Annotated in this window: 14 protein-coding genes and 2 pseudogenes; 6 read left to right on the top strand and 10 right to left on the bottom strand. The window is 59.7% G+C overall.

Annotation, left to right across the window (positions count from 1 at the left end; translation table 11 throughout):
* Positions 1-11: 11 nt before the first annotated feature.
* From ASD63_RS06825 to ASD63_RS06805, 5 genes are read right to left on the bottom strand one after another with little or no spacing between them, the layout of a single operon-like run.
* Positions 12-965 (bottom strand): hypothetical protein, encoded by a 954-nt coding sequence (locus ASD63_RS06825; RefSeq protein WP_060528907.1) that lies wholly within the window; start codon positions 963-965, stop codon positions 12-14.
* A 1-nt stretch (position 966) separates the two neighbouring features.
* The gene (locus ASD63_RS06820; protein ID WP_200953444.1) at positions 967-3,123 is read right to left on the bottom strand and encodes a pyridoxal-dependent decarboxylase; all 2,157 of its coding nucleotides are present in this window, start codon (positions 3,121-3,123) and stop codon (positions 967-969) included.
* Positions 3,124-3,138: 15 nt separating this feature from the next.
* Positions 3,139-3,450, bottom strand: a complete 312-nt coding sequence (locus ASD63_RS06815; RefSeq protein WP_060528906.1) for a protealysin inhibitor emfourin — start codon at positions 3,448-3,450, stop codon at positions 3,139-3,141.
* A gap of 2 nt (positions 3,451-3,452) precedes the next feature.
* Complete coding sequence (locus tag ASD63_RS06810) at positions 3,453-4,532, bottom strand: M4 family metallopeptidase (protein WP_060528905.1); 1,080 nt, start codon at positions 4,530-4,532, stop codon at positions 3,453-3,455.
* Position 4,533: 1 nt separating this feature from the next.
* Positions 4,534-6,477 carry a M28 family metallopeptidase gene (locus ASD63_RS06805; protein ID WP_060528904.1) on the bottom strand — a complete coding sequence of 648 codons (1,944 nt, stop codon included), beginning with the start codon at positions 6,475-6,477 and terminating at the stop codon, positions 4,534-4,536.
* Between the two features lie 216 nt (positions 6,478-6,693).
* Between ASD63_RS06805 and ASD63_RS35405 the strand changes: the two genes are divergently transcribed.
* The 4 genes from ASD63_RS35405 to ASD63_RS06785 all read left to right on the top strand — a co-directional run bounded on the left by ASD63_RS35405 (position 6,694) and on the right by ASD63_RS06785 (position 10,080).
* Positions 6,694-7,944 carry a hypothetical protein gene (locus ASD63_RS35405; protein ID WP_060528903.1) on the top strand — a complete coding sequence of 417 codons (1,251 nt, stop codon included), beginning with the start codon at positions 6,694-6,696 and terminating at the stop codon, positions 7,942-7,944.
* The gene (locus tag ASD63_RS06795; protein ID WP_060528902.1) at positions 7,937-9,160 is read left to right on the top strand and encodes a Dyp-type peroxidase domain-containing protein; all 1,224 of its coding nucleotides are present in this window, start codon (positions 7,937-7,939) and stop codon (positions 9,158-9,160) included. The genes ASD63_RS35405 and ASD63_RS06795 overlap by 8 nt, the downstream gene beginning before the upstream one ends.
* A gap of 153 nt (positions 9,161-9,313) precedes the next feature.
* Positions 9,314-9,685, top strand: coding sequence for a hypothetical protein (locus ASD63_RS06790; protein WP_060528901.1), 372 nt, complete (start codon positions 9,314-9,316; stop codon positions 9,683-9,685).
* A 5-nt stretch (positions 9,686-9,690) separates the two neighbouring features.
* Complete coding sequence (locus ASD63_RS06785) at positions 9,691-10,080, top strand: hypothetical protein (protein ID WP_156624116.1); 390 nt, start codon at positions 9,691-9,693, stop codon at positions 10,078-10,080.
* Positions 10,081-10,580: 500 nt separating this feature from the next.
* On the opposite strand, the gene ASD63_RS06780 is transcribed toward ASD63_RS06785, so the two are convergent.
* A complete protein-coding gene (locus ASD63_RS06780; RefSeq protein WP_060528899.1) occupies positions 10,581-10,808 on the bottom strand; it encodes a hypothetical protein in 228 nt (75 codons plus the stop codon).
* 34 nt (positions 10,809-10,842) lie between these two features.
* Between ASD63_RS06780 and ASD63_RS06775 the strand changes: the two are divergent.
* A pseudogene (locus tag ASD63_RS06775) lies at positions 10,843-11,283 on the top strand (lipoyl synthase); the annotation flags it as partial.
* Here ASD63_RS06775 and ASD63_RS06770 read toward each other — a convergent pair.
* From ASD63_RS06770 to ASD63_RS06755, 3 genes are all read right to left on the bottom strand, one after another.
* Positions 11,256-12,119 (bottom strand): hypothetical protein, encoded by an 864-nt coding sequence (locus ASD63_RS06770; RefSeq protein WP_060528898.1) that lies wholly within the window; start codon positions 12,117-12,119, stop codon positions 11,256-11,258. The pseudogene ASD63_RS06775 and the gene ASD63_RS06770 overlap by 28 nt on opposite strands.
* Positions 12,120-12,646: 527 nt before the next feature.
* The gene (locus tag ASD63_RS06760; protein ID WP_156624115.1) at positions 12,647-14,185 is read right to left on the bottom strand and encodes an AAA family ATPase; all 1,539 of its coding nucleotides are present in this window, start codon (positions 14,183-14,185) and stop codon (positions 12,647-12,649) included.
* A gap of 64 nt (positions 14,186-14,249) precedes the next feature.
* Positions 14,250-14,543 (bottom strand): DUF6634 family protein, encoded by a 294-nt coding sequence (locus ASD63_RS06755; protein WP_060528895.1) that lies wholly within the window; start codon positions 14,541-14,543, stop codon positions 14,250-14,252.
* Between the two features lie 175 nt (positions 14,544-14,718).
* On the opposite strand from ASD63_RS06755, the gene ASD63_RS06750 reads away from it, so the two are divergent.
* Positions 14,719-14,961 (top strand): helix-turn-helix transcriptional regulator, encoded by a 243-nt coding sequence (locus tag ASD63_RS06750; protein WP_060528894.1) that lies wholly within the window; start codon positions 14,719-14,721, stop codon positions 14,959-14,961.
* Positions 14,962-15,821: 860 nt separating this feature from the next.
* On the opposite strand, the pseudogene ASD63_RS06745 reads toward ASD63_RS06750, so the two are convergent.
* Positions 15,822-16,307, bottom strand: a pseudogene (locus tag ASD63_RS06745) (DEAD/DEAH box helicase); the annotation flags it as partial.
* Positions 16,308-16,478 lie beyond the last annotated feature (171 nt).

The following is a 16,478-nucleotide window of genomic DNA, read 5'->3' as shown; positions in this document are numbered from 1 at the left end:
CCGTATCGGCTTCAGAAATTCGCCACGTTCGCCCATAGCTGCCGGAGACTCTTCACGCCGCCGAACACGGAACTCCAAAGCGTCGCATCGCATACGAAGATATGTCCGGCGCGTTCGTCGCCCGGTTTGATGTGCAGGAATGCGTTGAAGTCACGGTGGCCGTCATCGACGTACGGGTGTCGGGTGGCCACGGTGTTAATCGGCTGGCGGGCAAGCACGGCAACTTTCGAATTTAAACTCGGCGGAACCCAAAGATGGGGCAGATGCGGATGCAGGTTGAATGTCTGCACCCCAGAAAGAATGCCGCTCGCCGTCACGGCATTATTGTCGAAGAGGAGCTGGGCAGGCTCGCCTGCGACATCCCTCCCGGGACTGAGACCCCACCTGTTCTCGATCGGAAAACCGAGCTGATCCAGCAGCGACCGTGCAAATCCGCCGATCCTTTGTTGCCCGGGCACCAAAATGTCCCCGTGGTGTCGGTGTTGAACCTCACGATCCTCGATCGTTTCCACCTCCCCCACGTCGTGATGAGGGCACACGATGAGGCAGGCGTTCTCTCGCATCAAAAACGAACGTATGCACTCCACCTCTCCTGGGCTTGCGACCTGGTTTGTCCTGAAATGGTCCAGGCTCACCACGATCAGCGTATCGACGTCGGCGAGCAGCGTGTCATCGAGTTGCTGCACCGGCGGCGTGTCCCCTTCCCTCTGCAGCAGAGAGACGCGATTGCCTGTCTGGGAATGGACGACCTCCTCGAATGCCGCGAAGTCGGAAAGGATTACGTGGTCCAGGAATCCAGAGATGTCCTGTTTGTATTCCTTTGGATCCGACGCGTGCTCGTAGAAGGGCCAAATGGCGCGCCGGAACTCGAAGAGATTCGGGTATCGGTTGTCGAGCAAATGCAGGGGTGCCTTTAACTCCCGCGGGCGGCTCCAGGAGAAGTAGATGCATAACCTGCGGCCCATGCTAGACCCCCCTCGTGAAGCTTCCCCTGATCTTGCCGACTTCTTCCGTGAGCGCCTTGCGGAACTCATGCTCCAGGACATCGATGAACGAACCCTGCGGCGTGTCCGTCAGCCATGGATTCATCACGACCGAGCGGAGGACGGTGATCCGCCTGTCCTCAGATCCTCCGACGCCTATCCGCCTCTTGTAGTCATCGATGAAGCGCTCGCCGTACTGGTCGGCGTCGAGGTCCGTTGTGCTGACGATCAGGTCATATCCGTAGATGTCATGGCCGGGATCGATGCTAAGTCGTTCGTAAAGCGACTTATTGAACCTGTTGCACAGATCCAGGCTGGTGTTCACTGTTCCGTCGGCATTCTTCAAATTGAAGGCATAAGCAAGGATGTTCTGGTCGGGTCCAATTTCCGACATGAAGTCCAGAAGCTGGCGGTCGGCCTCGATCTCCTGTCCGGTCTTCGAATCCACTTCGCCAAGCAGCCGTTGCAAGTCGTGCTTTGACATCCCTTTGATCTTGGGCAGGGTGTTGAGCGGGACCACTACGAAGGGATCGCTTTCCTTCGCCATGCAAAGGAGGCGCGCATAGAGCTTGCGGCAACTGAACAGCGCCTGGCCGATTATCTTGCCATAGCCACTCTTGGAAGGCCTGATGACCTTGTGGCTGAGGTAGACGGCCGCCACGGCCGCTCCCGGCTTCGATCCCTCCACGCCGTAGATGCCGACAGTAGGCTCGGCGTCGCCATGGAACACGACTGGCGCGGAAAAGCTCACGAGGTCGCGCATGGCGGAGTTCCGGTAGCAGAGCGCGCCCGCTGGATAGGGAATGTAACCGGACTTGTGCGGATCGACAGTGATGGAATCGACCTTGCCGAGTTCCCGGAACTGTCTGGTGACATACGTGCCGAGCGTCATCGCCGGAGGCGGCGGAACGAAGCCGAGCCGCGTCGGCATGTCAAAATCGTCGCGGTCGACTGAGGCATGATAGCCGCCCCACGCACTGTCGGCGTGCACCACGAAATCAAGGCCTTGGCTCCGCATCTCCTCGCGGAGTTCCAGTACCTTGTCCACTGGGTCGACCGCGCTTTCTTCTGTGCTGCCGATGACACATACAACCGTGTAGACTGCCTGCCTCACTTTCAGGCATTTCACGAGCATCTTCCGAAGCTCGTCGATGTCCAGCCGCGCTTCGAGGTCCACCGGAACATCCAGCAGATTAGTGGCGCCGATCCCTAGTAGGGCCGCCGCCTTCGGGAATGAGTAATGCTTGGTGCCGGGCACGAACACCACCGGACTTGGAAGATCCGGGAGGAATCGGCGATGAAACTCCGCCAAGCCTAATGTCTGGACACTGAATTCGGAGATGGCCTTGCCAACATCCGCTTCGGGCATGGCCTGCTGGAGTCGTGCCGGCAAAGCCAGCACGTCGTCAGCACGAAGGTTGAGGACATCCCAACTGTCGAGTTCGACGAGCCGTCGGGATCCTTGGTAGGTGGGGACCTCGATGCTGGCCGCTTCGGACAGGCTGGCGCGGAGTGCCGCCTGTACTCCAAGGGGGTAGAGCTTGACGTTTCTGGCCGCCCAGACGGCCTCGATGTTGGCGACCGTTCCGTCGCAGGTTATGTGCCCCCATGGGCGGGGCACGGCTGGGTTGGAAAGCTCGTATCCGAGCATGCGGCAGATGTCGTCCCCGACCAGCAGCTCCAGGATCGTGGTTGCGGTCGATCCCTCGAACGCCACGTTGTTGGGATTGTAGAGCATTGCTGAGAAGTAGCCCAGCATGGCGGGCAGAGTGAGCTCCCAGTTCATGTGTCCCTGGTACCGCATGCTAAAGAACGGCACCGACTTCTTGAGGAAGGCAAGGAGGGACTGATGGTTGTCCTTCAGCGATCCTACCGCCTCGAGATATGCTGGCGACCGCTTGATTTCCTCGGTTATGTGGGTCGGATCGTCCGGATGAAAGTTTCTCCGCCAGTGCGCCTGGTCGCGGATGGCGTCGGCTATGAGCTTCTCGAAAAGCTCCGCATTCTCGGCCTTCGGCCCTAGAAACCACGCTTCCAGGGCGCGCGTGCCGCTGCCTGACATGGACGGTGCGACCGCTGTCCGCAGTCCAGCGGCCGCACGGGCGTATCCCGGGGTGGTGTTGTCGCGTCCTACGTGCATGCTCGCCCCCTATATCTACTTTTTCGGTTTCACCACCTTGGCCTGTTTCCTGAGATACTCGAGCAGTGGTGCCACCTCAGGCGGCACTTGCGTCTCGGGAAAGTTGATTTCTGTGCACTTCCCGTCGTCATCGACGGCGATGACCACCGTCCGTACATCCGCACCGACTGCCGACTTGGCCGCGGGCGCGGGTGAGCGCATCGAATCTGTCGGCTCAACGAGCTTTCGAACTATCTCGGCCTCGTTCTCATCGAGCGTAGACAGATCGAGCTCGGCACCCATCCGGATGCCAAGCATGTTCGGGCTTTCGCTCAGTTTGATCTTCATCGTCAGGCTATCGCCTCCTTGAGCAGGCCGACGTCCCGCCAAGCATCCGCCACGGCTTCAGCGACCTTTTTTCCGTGCTTCTGTGCGACCATCACGCACGTCTGAGCGCAGTCCTCGAAATTGCTGGTCGCATGCAGCTTGTGCAGAGTTTCGTACCAGATCTTTCCCGTCACTTCCCAGCTATTGCCGCCGATAGCCATCGCGGCGAGATAGAACGCGTGGTTCGGAATTCCGGAGTTGATGTGCACTCCGCCATAGTCGTCGTCACCCTCGTACTTGTCCCGCATATGCTTTGGCTGAATGTCGTCGCCTAGAGTTGGGTGGTTCTCGTATGCCTTGCCTTTATCGAAAACCCTGAAAGCCCTGAGCGTGACCCCTTGCCCCTTGGCTTCCTTCTTCAGCCGCGGCCCGAGCAGTTCGTCCCCCATCAGCCAGTCCGCCTGCGTCACGGACACCTTGTTGCTCCACTGTGTGACGACTGCGCTCATCACGTCGGCGAAGCTCTCGTTCAGAGCACCGGACTCGCCCTGGTACTGTAGGTTCGCGGTGTAGGTAACGACGCCGTGTGTCAGTTCGTGTGCGACGACGTCGAGTGATTTGGTGAAGCGGGTGAAGATTTGGCCGTCGCCATCTCCGTAGGCCATCTGGGTGCCGTTCCAGAAGGCGTTCTGCAGCCCGCGGGCGAAATGGACGCTGGAGATCAGTCGCATTCCGTTGTCATCAAGTGAGTTGCGATTGAAGACCTCCTTGTAGCAGTCATATGTCGTGCCGGTATGGTCATAGGCCTCGTTGACGGCATCATCCTTAGAGCTAGGGCCACCCTCCTCGCGCACGATCCTCCCAGGAAGAGGGAATTCGCGCTCTTCCATGTCGTAGACGAGGCGGTACTTGCCGCCAGTCTTTGACCGGAAACTGGTGTTGACAGCCGGCGACATATCCGCGCGCTTCGTCCGAGCACTCTCGCCGAGCTTCATGGTTTTAATGGCCAAGTCGACAAGGTCCTTGTCCCCCGATTTGACCAACCTGTCGATGACCTGTGGCGGCATGTAGCATGCAAAGCAGTTATGGCCATGAACGCACATCTTAACCCTCCTTTTGGGCTTTCCCCCGGTTGTGCTTGTGCGAGGCTGAAAGGCCGATGGCTTCCTGTCTCGCCAGGATCCATGCTGTGGCTGCGATTACGCGCGCGATGTCGGCGGCGTATTCCGGGTCTATGAACGTGTCTTTCCCGCGATGGTACGCAGGGTTCCCTTCCGAGTCGGGGTTCGGATTTTCCGGTGTGGCCATGGGGAAGAAGTCCTCCGACGCCACACAGGCCGCGTATCCCCTTTCGTGGAAGGATGCGTGGTCGCTCCGCCCTTCGGCTTCATCGAGCATGTCTTCATTGCTGGAATGGATCTGCGGCTCCTCGAGGTCAGGAGATACCGAGCGGGTCAAGCTCTTCACGGTCTTCGCAACCGACAGGGAGCGCCGCTGAACTTCCGGATCCGGCCAATATCCTGCGTGAACCTCCCAGGTGCGCGGTGGCTTCACGTTGTAGCCGACCATGTCCATCTGGAGGACCGCGACGATCATCGCGAGACTGTCCGCCTGCTGCTTTGCGTAGGCCTTGCTTCCGACAAGTCCGTGCTCCTCGGCATTGAAGAGGACAAAGCGGATCGTCCTGCGCAGAGGGGAGATTAATCGGAGCTTGCGTATGACGGAGGCGATCGCCAGAGCCGCGGCTACTCCGCTTGCATCGTCGTCCGCACCCGGAGCCTTGCCGTGCTCGGGATCAAAATCCGAATCAAAGGCCGCTGTGGAATCGAGATGCGCCGTCACCAGGACGATCTCGTTCGACTCCTTCGAAGAGACCTCTCCCTCGACATTGTGCAGCAACTTTCCTTCGTGGGTGAACGCATGGAGCCTGATCTTGATATCGGGATCGAGGGCCGCCAGCCTGGACGCGATTTCCCTGACTGCGCGGGGGTTGTCCTCGCTGTGGATGTGGCGGCTGCGCAAATGTCCGCCGTCGAGCAGCGGCGATTGTCCCGCCAGCGGCTTGACGACTGTCTCGATGTTGGCGGCTGCCAGGGAGGCGAGAACTTCCACCTCCCGCTTGCTCAGATCCAATCCAGTCACGTCCATTCTGGTCCGCAGGAAGGATGCCGCGCGCGGCTGGAGATCGAAGCGTTCGATAAGGCTGGCATCGGCCGCAAGCTTCAGGTTGTGACCGTGGTAAGCCTCCTCGAAGTGGTATCCTTCGACGGAGATGCCGCCGGGGAGTGCGACGACGAGTCCATCCCGAGTAGCAAGCAGGAGACGGTCTGCATCCTCCGATCCGCTGAAACGGGAAGCCTGGCCCTCGTGGGAAAGGTATCCGGTCTTCTTGGCGCGATCATCACGCAGAAGATAGAGATCACTCAGCAAAGGGGCATCGACGGGGCCGAGAAGGTCAACTTCGATGCGAGCATTGGCGAGGTAGGCCGTCCCGGCTCCAGTCGTGATGCCGATCACATCCATCGTGGCTCCCCTGCTGACGTACAGAGGCAGGAACTGTATCCGCGACATGACAGTCCTCAGATCGCCCTCGCCGGCACCGCGTGGCAGACGGATCCGTACATATCGGTAGCGCTCCTGCCAGTCGGACGGGATCAGAAGCGGATGCGGGCAGACCGACATGCCTACCGAGTGGGCTTCCGAGCGAAGCCATGCGTCCTCGCTTACGAAGCAGACCTGGGGCGAGGCCCCGCCGAGTTCGTATGCGCGCTGCAGCAGCGCCCGGGATGTCTCCTCCCCCGATGAATTTGTGACAATCAACTCTGAATTGATTCGATTTAGGTCCGCTTCGCTCAGCTCCCGAACAACATCTCCGACGTCAATTCCGGGTATAGTCGACACGACACCGACGGAATCGGTGTTATGTTCGCTCTTCTTGAGAGCATTAGAGATGTAGTTATAAGTAGTTATACTCGCTAGACGCCAATCTTCATTGAATTTTATGGCACCAATACTGACCAAATCGAGAAAGATAGCACGATTGTTCATGGTATCCTCCATCAAGATGGGTTGACAACTTACGCGGAAATATCTAATTGTGCAACCATAGTTTTATTTTAGCAATGCAAAATATCGCTGGTCGGAGCGCACAGGTTCGCCTTTGCGTTGAGGGCCGGGCATGCGTCCGGCCACCCATGAAAAGAGCAGAGAACGAGGAGCAGCACGCCTGCGCCCCACCGGCATGCGACAAGGCGAGAGGGTCCAATGGCTGTATATGGTCCACCCGGCTCCGCGGACAGCGATGCTCCGGATGTCGTCATCGATGCGTGGAACAAAATGATCGTCGATCAGATTGGCTCCCGCCCCGCGAGTCCGATCCTTGTTGCAGATCCGGCGAACATCACAAATGGGCAGATCTCGTCGGCGGTGAAATGGCTCGGTCACCCTCTCGAGCCATTGAACTGTCAGGACGAGGAAATCGCGGCCGAACTCAGCGACTGGGGGTGGGCGGGCCGCGCCGAACTTCACAACGAATATCTCGAATATGGGCTGGTGATGCGATCGGACGCGGCCGGGCAGCTTCGTCCCAAGCGGTTTGTCGCAACGACCGAACTGATGGAATGGTGGCAGGTCATGGCCGCTCATGCGCCGGACTACTTTGTGTCAAGGATCAACGACATAACCGGGGGAACCGAGAGCTTTGAAGGCATCTTTGGCCGTACGGTGCCCCAATGGGGGCAGTTGAGCGTGGCCCAAAGAACCAGGGAGTTCATGCGCGTCATGGTGGGCAATGGAAGGTCCGTCCCGCCCTCAAATTCTCTGAACCCGGACAATGTCCTGTTCATGTCACACCCGATCAACGGACTGGACGACCTCATCTACGTGGTGCATTTCGGCTCGTTTCCATATGCGGTGCGGGATGGCGGCCAAGTTCGACGTGCGAGGATCGAGGAGATCTTCGCCGCGGAGGGCGTGCAATATCTGTTCTGCCGCAATGCGGATCCGGCGGCCGCCGAAGGAGCATACAATCAGGCGTTCATGATCGGAACAGAGGCCGCGCCCCAGTTCCGCAAGCTCGCGTTTGCCAACCCGCTGGGCATGTACATGCGCAGCTTCGGCAGCGGCGACATGTTCTTCAGGGGTGGCGTCGTGCCGGCGAGCTGGACGCGATGGAGCCGGGGGGCGCAGGGCACGCCCCAGCGGCTCGAGTTCGGTCCAGCCGACAACGAGGACGGGTTCCTCGACGAGGTGAGGCTGGGCCAGGACGTTGATTCCCCGATCCTGTCGGGCTACCAGGTCGCCAAGCGGATCGAAGTCGGCCCTCTAGTTGTCGTCGGAAATGCGACACCGATCCCCGGGCAGGATATCAAAATCATTTCGGCCACCCCGATCGGCTCCATCGCGTGCGGCACCGCCCAGGATCCGCGGTGCCGGGCGATCGAGGCCTTCAAGCAGGAATACGACAGCCGATCGCGGTCAGTCCGCACAGGCATGCGAGGAGGGCCAATTGGCTGAACTGCCTCGTGGAATTTACTGGGACAAGGGCCAGACCCCACCGAGATGCCACGCCACTGCTATCCTCAGGGCTGACCAGAACGCGACAGCGGCCGGGATCGACAAGGCTCTCCTGGCCTTGGCGGCGCTCTGGAACCAGCTTCGGGTTGGAACGCTGCCCACCCTGGATGGGGCGGCGGTTCCGGCCAGTTCCTTCGAGTGGCTGCTCGGCTATGGAAGGAAGGCCTTCGAAATCGCTGGATCAAAGCACCCTGTCCCCCGAAAGCTGAGGGCTCCCAACACCTTCAATTCCGTCGACCCGCAGGGAGGGGGACTGGCCATCGACGGTTCCGGTCTGAAGTTCGATTCCGGCATAGCGCAGAACCAGGCGACCGAGCAGTTCTGTGTTCAGTTCACCGGGGACACTCCCTTGAGCGTCACACGGGCGGTCGTGGAAACCTCGCTACTGCTCGAGTCGATGCGTGATGCCGCGTCGGGGAAAGCTCCGCTCCTCGTCAGCGCATCCTTTACTGGCTTCAACCGCGAGGATCGCCGCAGTTGGCTCGACTTCCATGACGGGCTGTCCAATCTCCGGTCGGGTGACGAGCGGCGCTCGGTCATCGAGACCAGACCGCAGGGACTTGCGAAGTCGGACAAGTGGCTCGCTGGCGGCACGTACATGGCGTTCATCCGCCTCAGGGTCGACGTAAGACTCTGGCGCTCGCTAACAAACGACATGCGGGAGGCTCTCGTCGGCCGCACCAAGATCAGCGGCTGTCCGGTGGTCGCTATCGACACTGCCGGCATGGTCACGGCCGATCCGTTGTGCCCCGTGCAAGGAACCACCGAGGTCGACGCTGACCCTGGCAACGCCAGGTTTCTCGAACCGCCCGATGGAGTTGACGGAAAATCACGGCTCAGCCACGTGCAGCGCGCCAACCATCACATGGCGAAGCACCGCATCTACAGGCAGGGGTACGAATTTTTTGAGAACCCGACCCTCGGGCGTCCGTTCGAAGTCGGGCTTAACTTTGTCAGCTTCCAGGAGAACCCCGACAGGCTGTTCTTCATGCTGAAGACAGACACATGGCTGGGAGGAACGAACTTCGGCGGGGCGGCAGGCCCCGAGGTTCTCCATGTCGTCGCCGGAGCCGTCTTCGCCTGTCCGCCGATCATTGAGGGCGAGGCGTATCCTGGAGCGTCGACATTTTCAGATGCCGGGCCGTTGATAGCGTAGCATGCCGCCACGCCTCATGCTGCTCATCGGGGGTGGCAGAGAGCAAGAGCCGAATTGATGAATGTGTTGGACGCATGCCCTAGTTGTGGTGGCCTCCCTGCTGGGATAAGCTGTCCACTGCGGAGAACTTGTCTCGCCACCCGGGGGATTGTGATGACTCTTTCCTTGCAGACAACAGCCGTTGTTTCTGATTCCTCCATTCAGGATCGTCTCTTCGATTTTGCGTCTCGCCACGCAGAGCGATTTGGCTACCAATTTGGGGATGGTGCGTCGATAGACGTGCGCACGGCGGCAGGCGATGCCGCGTCGGCCATAAACAAGCGCGTCAGCGATGAGAACAAGCCTGCCAAGCGGGAACTGTATGTGCGGCAGGCGGAGAGCGCCTTCGGCTTTCTGGTAGAGCGAATGATATTCGAGGCGTTGACCAGCAAGAATATCAATGTCGTGCCCGGAATTATCGGTGAGAAAACCTTCGAGCGCGCCAGGGCTCTGCTCTGTCCATGCTGGCCGATCTGCGGGGTGTAAACAGGATGTCCAAGACCGGCACTGAATCGGCTGCGGAGACTACTAAGCAGATCATAACCCTCTCAACAGGCATGATCGGACTGACAATTACCTTTGCGGAGAAGTTCCAGGCTGGCACAAGTTTGTTGAAGGTGTCATGGGTTGCCTTTGGAATTGCCATCGCCTTATCGGTTTGGACGTTGATGTCGATCACCGGGGAGGAAAACCGAGCGACGATTGCAAACGAGGTTCCGGACGCAGACAGGTCAAGCATAACTATACCCGCGCTATTGATGATCGTGGGTTTCGTCGTGGCGATGGGGCTTGCGATCGGCGCCGGGTTCTCCCGCAGCGCGGCGGTCCCGGCGAGCGATGCCCCGATCTCCTCCTTGTCTCTAATGTGCAAAGTCGATTGACCTCTACGGCCAGGCCAGGAACCGGAGGCCGAGCGCCAGCCATTTCAGCCCTTAAAGTACGGCTTCGAAACCGTGGCCGCGAGGGCGAAAACGAAGTGCGGTCACGAGTGGCGCGGAGACCCGGACCGAAAGAAGGCGATGCGCATTCTCGGCCACGGAACTTCTTCCACCGGGCGCCCCCTGATCTCCAGTCGGTCCACGAGGAGCGACGAGAGCCGATGTGGCCCAGAAATCGCGATAACCCTCTTTCGTGCTGCTTCCTATGCGTATCCGCCCGACGACCGTTCACCCGCTTTCGTCGTAGGCCACCGGCTACAAACGTCGTCGGTTTCGATTAACCGTACGGCTGGTTCTCACTCAAGATCATGTCGCGCATCAAATCCCAGATGTACCGTTGTCGTACTGATCGAGCACGTTCAGAACCTCCCGCCCCGACAACACCGTTGCTCGACCGGGCGCTCACCCAGTTGCTCGCAGCTCACTACGACGTCGCTCGAGGCTCATTGTGCGTCCTCCAACCGGTCCGCCGTGGGTCGCCAACCGCGGGCGAAACCGAGGCTCATCGATATCTCGGCCAGCGCCAACTGCTGGCGAAGATACTTGCAGTCGGCCAGCAGCGTTCTGATCGTGGCCTGCGCGTCGCCATTGTGCCAGGCGACGGCCGCGGCAACCTCGTCGATCACATCAGCCTGCTCATCGATCTCGATTTGTTGGTGGGCTGCGGACATAATTTCTCCTTCTCCAGCTCACGCGGGAGTGCTCAACCACAACATGGAAACGGTACCGGGCAACTACCTGACTGTTCGCCCGGGTGCTCGCTACTTCCACTCGATCCGCCTGCTTCAGCGGGTGAAGGAGCTCGATCCGACGATGTTCACCAAGTCCGGCATCATGGTCGGTCTCGGCGAAGAGCGCAACGAAGTGCTGCAGTTGATGGACGACTTGCGCACTGTCGACGTCGATTTCATGACCATCGGCCAGTACCTGCAGCCGACGCGTAAGCACCACAAGGTCGAGAAGTTCGTGACGCCCGAGGAGTTCAAGTCCTACGAGACCGTCGCCTACACCAAGGGCTTCCTGATGGTTTCGTCGAGCCCGCTGACACGCTCGTCGCACCACGCCGGTGATGACTTCGCCCGTTTGCGCGCCGCCCGCGAAAAGAAGCTATCGAATGCTCAAGCAGATTCCTGCTCTGCGCGGTAGGCCCCTTCCATGCGCTCGATCTTCGTCCACCGGAGGCCGCCACTGGAGCGGAGGGATATCAGCATGGCGTCGATGTCGTTGCTGCCACCCGGAGGCTCCCCGCAGACCACAGGACGTCGAGTCTGCTTCTGCGCCCAGTAGCGGATCTCGCGCTCGGCCGGAGGATAATGGATGCCGAGGCGGTAAAGCCCACTGTCTGTCCGAACCCAGCGCGGTGGCACCATCTCGTCAATCTGCACGATGGGAGACGTGTGCCCATGCTCGCCGTCGCCCAAATCAGGGCGGCCGAAGAACCAGCCGTACAGCCACGGGCGGCGGCCGACCTCTGCCTGCTCCTCGATCAGCCATCCTTCAATGACCGGAGCAGCGTCGAACTCCGTAGCGGTCGGCCGAGCTGCGACGAACGGATCCGCCTCGGGGGAATAAGTATCGTGAGCCTCGAAAGGGCCTACAAAAGGAATGCCCTTGCCGAACTCGCCGCCATTGTGCGCGTCGCAGACTACCTTCCACAGGCCATTGAAGTTGTTCAGCCGCCCACGGCGCCCGCAGATCTCACAGACGTGGAAGGAGCGCGCCGATGCCAGCCGGTGGGCATCGTCGATCGCACGGCGAGCATCGGGTGCGATGTCTGCCGCGGCGTAGTACATGCTCAGACCACCCATCTTCTCCTTCACCTGCTGGAGCATGAATGTCCCTCCTGCAGCCATGGCTTTGTCTGCGTCGCCCAGGAATGCATGAATGATACCCAGCCAGCCATCATCGCATGAGGCCGCCAGTGGACGGTCGTCGAATCCGAGATGCGGGTATCGATCGCTTAGGCTGGAGATCAGGGTCATTGCTCGGGTCCCATTTTCCTTGCCGCAGGATTTCCGCGGACCGATCGGAGCGACTACTACCGACGTCATCGGCTTCAATCCGTACGGGCGGGCGCATCATCGTAGATCAAGGCCGCAAAAAGCTTAGCTCTTCCCGATCTAAGCGATGGCAATACGCGCGTCGCCGTAGGCAATCAAGGACACGGACCTTGAACTGCGATACATCTCCGAGGCTCTACCTGTCCGAGGTCTCCGAACCCCGTGTCTTCAAGGTCTCCCTGCGTTTCCCTTGCGACACGATCTTGCGCCCGACTTTGGCCGGTTCGAACCCCTCCTTTGTCAGCGCTTCAGCAAACGTTTCATTGTCCGCCGCCGAATCCTGGGTCAGACTGACGTCGCCGGTTTTCCCAGCCTCCTTCTTTCCCCCTTGTGACATGTCAGACTCCGTTTCGAACGGTGTTATCGAGCGCGCTCCGTGTCTGCGAAGTGGTCGAGCGGCTGGGCCACTAGCCTACCTCGCCTGGCAGAGGCATGCCGCCTTCGGGAAGTCATTGTTGCCGCCTTGCGTGCTCGCGCGCCTCCCGCAATCCCTCGACAAGACGTTCCAGCCTGCGGAGCGAACCACCTGTCCAAACCTTTGCTAGGGCGTCCAACTCGAATCCTTCAAGCGGCGTCGCCCAGCGCGGATCGTGACCGGTATCTATGTACTGTTGCTCCAGGATTCGCGCGGCGAAGAGGGGCAACTGCTCAGCTCCCGGATCGGGAAAAGGTAGGACTCGGCACCTGTCCCGCAATGGCGCTGGAATAGGCTCCAGCGAGTTCGCTGTCATGAGCCAGGACACGTGCGACAGATCGCAGTGAGCTTGAACGTAGGGATCATGCCAGCGGCTCGATGTTTCCGGTTCGAACAGCCCGATCAACACGTCGTGCATATTGCCATTGCGGCGGCTGGTGGCGATCTTCTCAATTTCGTCGAGAATGACCACCGGTCCGGCGCATTTGTGTCGACGCACGGCCATGACAGGAAGGCTAGGCTCTCCCGACGACCATCTCCGGGCTGTTCCACCGATAGCGCCATCGCTCAAGCCTCCACATGAGATGAGGTCAAAGGGCGTGTTGAGTTCCTCGGCCAATCGCCTCGCGAACCGGGTCTTGCCACTTCCGGGTGCTCCGAGCAGGACAGTCGGTTTCAGGTAGACAGTTGGCCGACCACCAAGGCTCTTAAGCACGTCGTCAATGACCGCCGCCGCGTAGGGATATTCCGCTATCAGATGCGCTCGAATTACCGTCAGTTCGGGCATGCCGGGCAGTGGCAACGAGCGCCTTTTGAGGTTAGCGAATTCCTTCTCCACTCGCTTCCCTTCGGCGGTGGTGTCGTTACCGATATCGCTGATAACGACCACTCCGCCGGTCAGTGACGTTTCGTCTTCCGATGGCTCTTTTTCCCAGGTCGCTACCGCAAAGCCGGCAGGTGCTGAATCCTTAGATTCCGGCTCGTCGACCATTGGTGATGTGATCGCATTTCTGAAGTGCTCTTCGGAGGCGCGAACTTCAAGCTCGAACCACTCTGCAGACCTCTGAACGGAAACGCCTGCTCGTTGGCGAGTATCGAGTATACGTGCTTGCGCCGCCCAACTGAGCGAACGCCAAAGCAGGTGGCGGCTGTCCCCAGGACGTAACTTCCCAGAAGCGAGATACGCGATTTCACCGGCGATCAGAGCCGTCGCGTGGCCATCCCCAAAGAAGGCCCGGTAAAGTCGACACCGCAGGCGGCACTCAGCGACCGGTAACCCCTGGGCATCATTGATGAGGTCGAGGGCAGCCTCCACCGCAAGCACGCCATCTTCACTCGGCTCCACCGCTAGCTCATCCAGGGCGGTAGCGAGGAATTCAAGTCCAGTCCGCTTGCGCTTTTTAACGCGACCGGACAGTCGGCTGGCATATTCGCGGATGTCTTCGGCCAAGTCGTCGTGGAAGAACGGCATCCCTCTGAGCAGTTCCTCGGCGGTCGGCAAATGCAATCCGGCAATTGCCGCCTTCTGCCGGCGTTGAAAGTGGTGGTCTTGTGATCGCAGCTCATCTGTCACGGGCACCCTCTTGAATCCTAGTCGGTCACTGCGGCGTAGTAGCGGTCGCGTTAGTCCCGCATCATCATGCTTTTCCAGCCGGATGCCCGAGGCGGTACCAACGGTTGACCGTGCGCGCGATGCCGGCCTCTGTGTCCATGTAAATGAGCTGACTGGTCATGACCTCACGACCGTCGCCCAGCGAAGGATGGCCAAAGACGTACCCGGAGAGGCAGGCCGTCCTGCGCGAATACATCTGATGAGCTTGGAGGATCGGAGCGGTGTCGAACGACAGTGTGCGAACTAATCCAGTTTCAACGGAGCGCAAATCAGCGGAAAGTCTCTGCGCTTCTTCCGCGTTCAAGTAGGCGAACTTCATCGGGCACATCCTGTTCTAACGATTCGCGTCCGACGGGGCCGCGAAGGTTTAGCGATTCGACCGCTTCTTTTAGCGATCCTATCGCATCTTTTTGCGACTCGTTCGCTATTGTCAACATTTGTTTGCGAAGAGGAGCTTTTGATGACACCAAGGCGGCATGAGGCCGCCGTCACGAATGCTTGCAGTCGCTCGACTAATCCTTGGTCAAACCCAGGCCGAGGTGGCTGAAGATTCCGGCATCAGTCCGCGCACAATCTACATGATTGAAAAGGGTTCAGCCGGGATCGCAAGCGTTGAAAAACTGGTCCGCCATTACTGCAAGCGCGGCATAATTTTTCTTGCGCCTAGTGCGACGGATGGCTGGGGCATCCGCGCCAATTTTGTCACCGGGTCCTATGATGATGAACGCTCGGAGTGACGGTTGCCACAGATCTGAGGTCGGACGCTCAAAGCCCCTTCCTTCGGTCGGGGCCTCGGCGGCTTCGCCGGAGTTGCCGTCTGCCGGCCGGCTTCTTAAGTTGATCATTGACGACTAGGTCTCGTCCGCTGCGAATTTGGGCTCCGCTCTCCGGCCTCGTCTTCTAAGCCGAATGCGCGCTGTCCGATCGCCTAGGGGCCATCGGCACGCACACTTCACTTAAGGAAAGCTTGCTCGCCGCTGAGCACCACCCGAGATTGCTGATACTTCTGAAAGTCCTCCGGGCAGCACAAGAATAGGTCGGTTTGAAACAGATCGAGGCAACCGACGCGGCCGCAATCTCAAGGAGCACGATTCAGCGGCTCGAGTCCGGTGATCGCTTCAACACAGGCGCGTCGCTCACGCTGCAGACCTCTTATGAGTCCCAAAGCATCGAGTTTGTGTGGCCGGCCAAGGGATGGGGCATTCTCGATAATAAGGGCAAGCCATCGCGCTGGCTAAAGCTTCGATTATCGCTCGTGCTTTCGGGATTCCGGCCGGGGTGTCAAAGCCCGGCCTGCGGCCGGGTCCGGTGCCCACTGCGTGGGCAAACGGGCGGCTAACGCCGTCTCTTTTTTCCAAAGGGTGTCGGTGATCTCCGGCTTTACAAGTAGCGATAGCCGGATCACCGACCCTTTGGGTAAGCGGTATGCGGCCTAAAGCCCGCATACTTCTTGCTTGGGCCTGCGGCGTTCGATCCCCTTTAAGAGGATCGAACAGGGTACGAGGAACAAAGGCTGCACCGATAACGCGATCACCAATCGAAGAAACACTACCGTAGATAGCTCTTGTCTTTAGTGAAAATTGGTCGATCCGTCAAAACAGTGCGCCTCGTCGATGGCAAAAAGCGCGATTCGGGCATTGCCTATGAGATCGGCGAAGCCGTCGGTGACGGTCCGCTCCGGCGTCACATAGAGAAGGTCGAGCGTGCCGTCGTGGATCTGGCGCCTGACCGCAATCGCCTCTTCGCGCGTCAGCGACGAATTCAGCGCAGCCGCATTGACGCCAAGCTGTTTCAGCGCCTCCACCTGATCGCGCATCAGCGCGATCAGCGGCGAGACGACGACACCCAATCCGGGCCGGCAGAGCGCCGGGATCTGGAAGCAGAGCGACTTGCCGGCGCCAGTCGGAAAGAGAACGACGGCATCGCCGCCAGCGGTCACATGCTCGACCACTGCCTGCTGCTTGCCGCGAAAGGCAGAATAGCCATAGACGCGTTTCAGCACGTCGAGCGGTGCCTGGCCGGCTTCGTCGAAGAGCTTGCTGGCAGCGCTTCTTGAGGGCGTCGCCCTTTCGACGAACTCCATCACATCTCCTTCGGGAATCAGCTTAGGCCATCATGGCCAGATGCGCAGGCAATGCCATAGCCCTTGCCGCAACTGAAGAGACAAGGGCTGTTTTTCCCCGCAGGCCCTGCTGCGCTTCACCGGGGATTGCCCCGACAGCTTGACCTTGATAACGCATCGGTACTTTAGTGG

Origin of the sequence: Ensifer sp. Root558, assembly GCF_001427045.1 — a bacterium.
GTDB classification, from domain to species: domain Bacteria; phylum Pseudomonadota; class Alphaproteobacteria; order Rhizobiales; family Rhizobiaceae; genus Ensifer; species Ensifer adhaerens.
Note: the sequence above shows the minus strand (reverse complement) of the source record. Positions and strands in the feature narration are given on the sequence as shown.

Excerpts from the sequence above, each read along its gene's own strand:
- ASD63_RS06820 (WP_200953444.1), bottom strand. The coding sequence starts at position 3,123 with ATGCACGTAGGACGCGACAACACCACCCCGGGATACGCCCGTGCGGCC.
- ASD63_RS06815 (WP_060528906.1), bottom strand. The coding sequence starts at position 3,450 with ATGAAGATCAAACTGAGCGAAAGCCCGAACATGCTTGGCATCCGGATG.
- ASD63_RS06750 (WP_060528894.1), top strand. The coding sequence starts at position 14,719 with ATGCTTGCAGTCGCTCGACTAATCCTTGGTCAAACCCAGGCCGAGGTG.
- ASD63_RS06825 (WP_060528907.1), bottom strand. The coding sequence starts at position 965 with ATGGGCCGCAGGTTATGCATCTACTTCTCCTGGAGCCGCCCGCGGGAG.
- ASD63_RS06810 (WP_060528905.1), bottom strand. The coding sequence starts at position 4,532 with ATGTGCGTTCATGGCCATAACTGCTTTGCATGCTACATGCCGCCACAG.
- ASD63_RS06755 (WP_060528895.1), bottom strand. The coding sequence starts at position 14,543 with ATGAAGTTCGCCTACTTGAACGCGGAAGAAGCGCAGAGACTTTCCGCT.
- ASD63_RS06785 (WP_156624116.1), top strand. The coding sequence starts at position 9,691 with ATGTCCAAGACCGGCACTGAATCGGCTGCGGAGACTACTAAGCAGATC.
- ASD63_RS06770 (WP_060528898.1), bottom strand. The coding sequence starts at position 12,119 with ATGACCCTGATCTCCAGCCTAAGCGATCGATACCCGCATCTCGGATTC.
- ASD63_RS35405 (WP_060528903.1), top strand. The coding sequence starts at position 6,694 with ATGGCTGTATATGGTCCACCCGGCTCCGCGGACAGCGATGCTCCGGAT.
- ASD63_RS06790 (WP_060528901.1), top strand. The coding sequence starts at position 9,314 with ATGACTCTTTCCTTGCAGACAACAGCCGTTGTTTCTGATTCCTCCATT.
- ASD63_RS06780 (WP_060528899.1), bottom strand. The coding sequence starts at position 10,808 with ATGTCCGCAGCCCACCAACAAATCGAGATCGATGAGCAGGCTGATGTG.
- ASD63_RS06805 (WP_060528904.1), bottom strand. The coding sequence starts at position 6,477 with ATGAACAATCGTGCTATCTTTCTCGATTTGGTCAGTATTGGTGCCATA.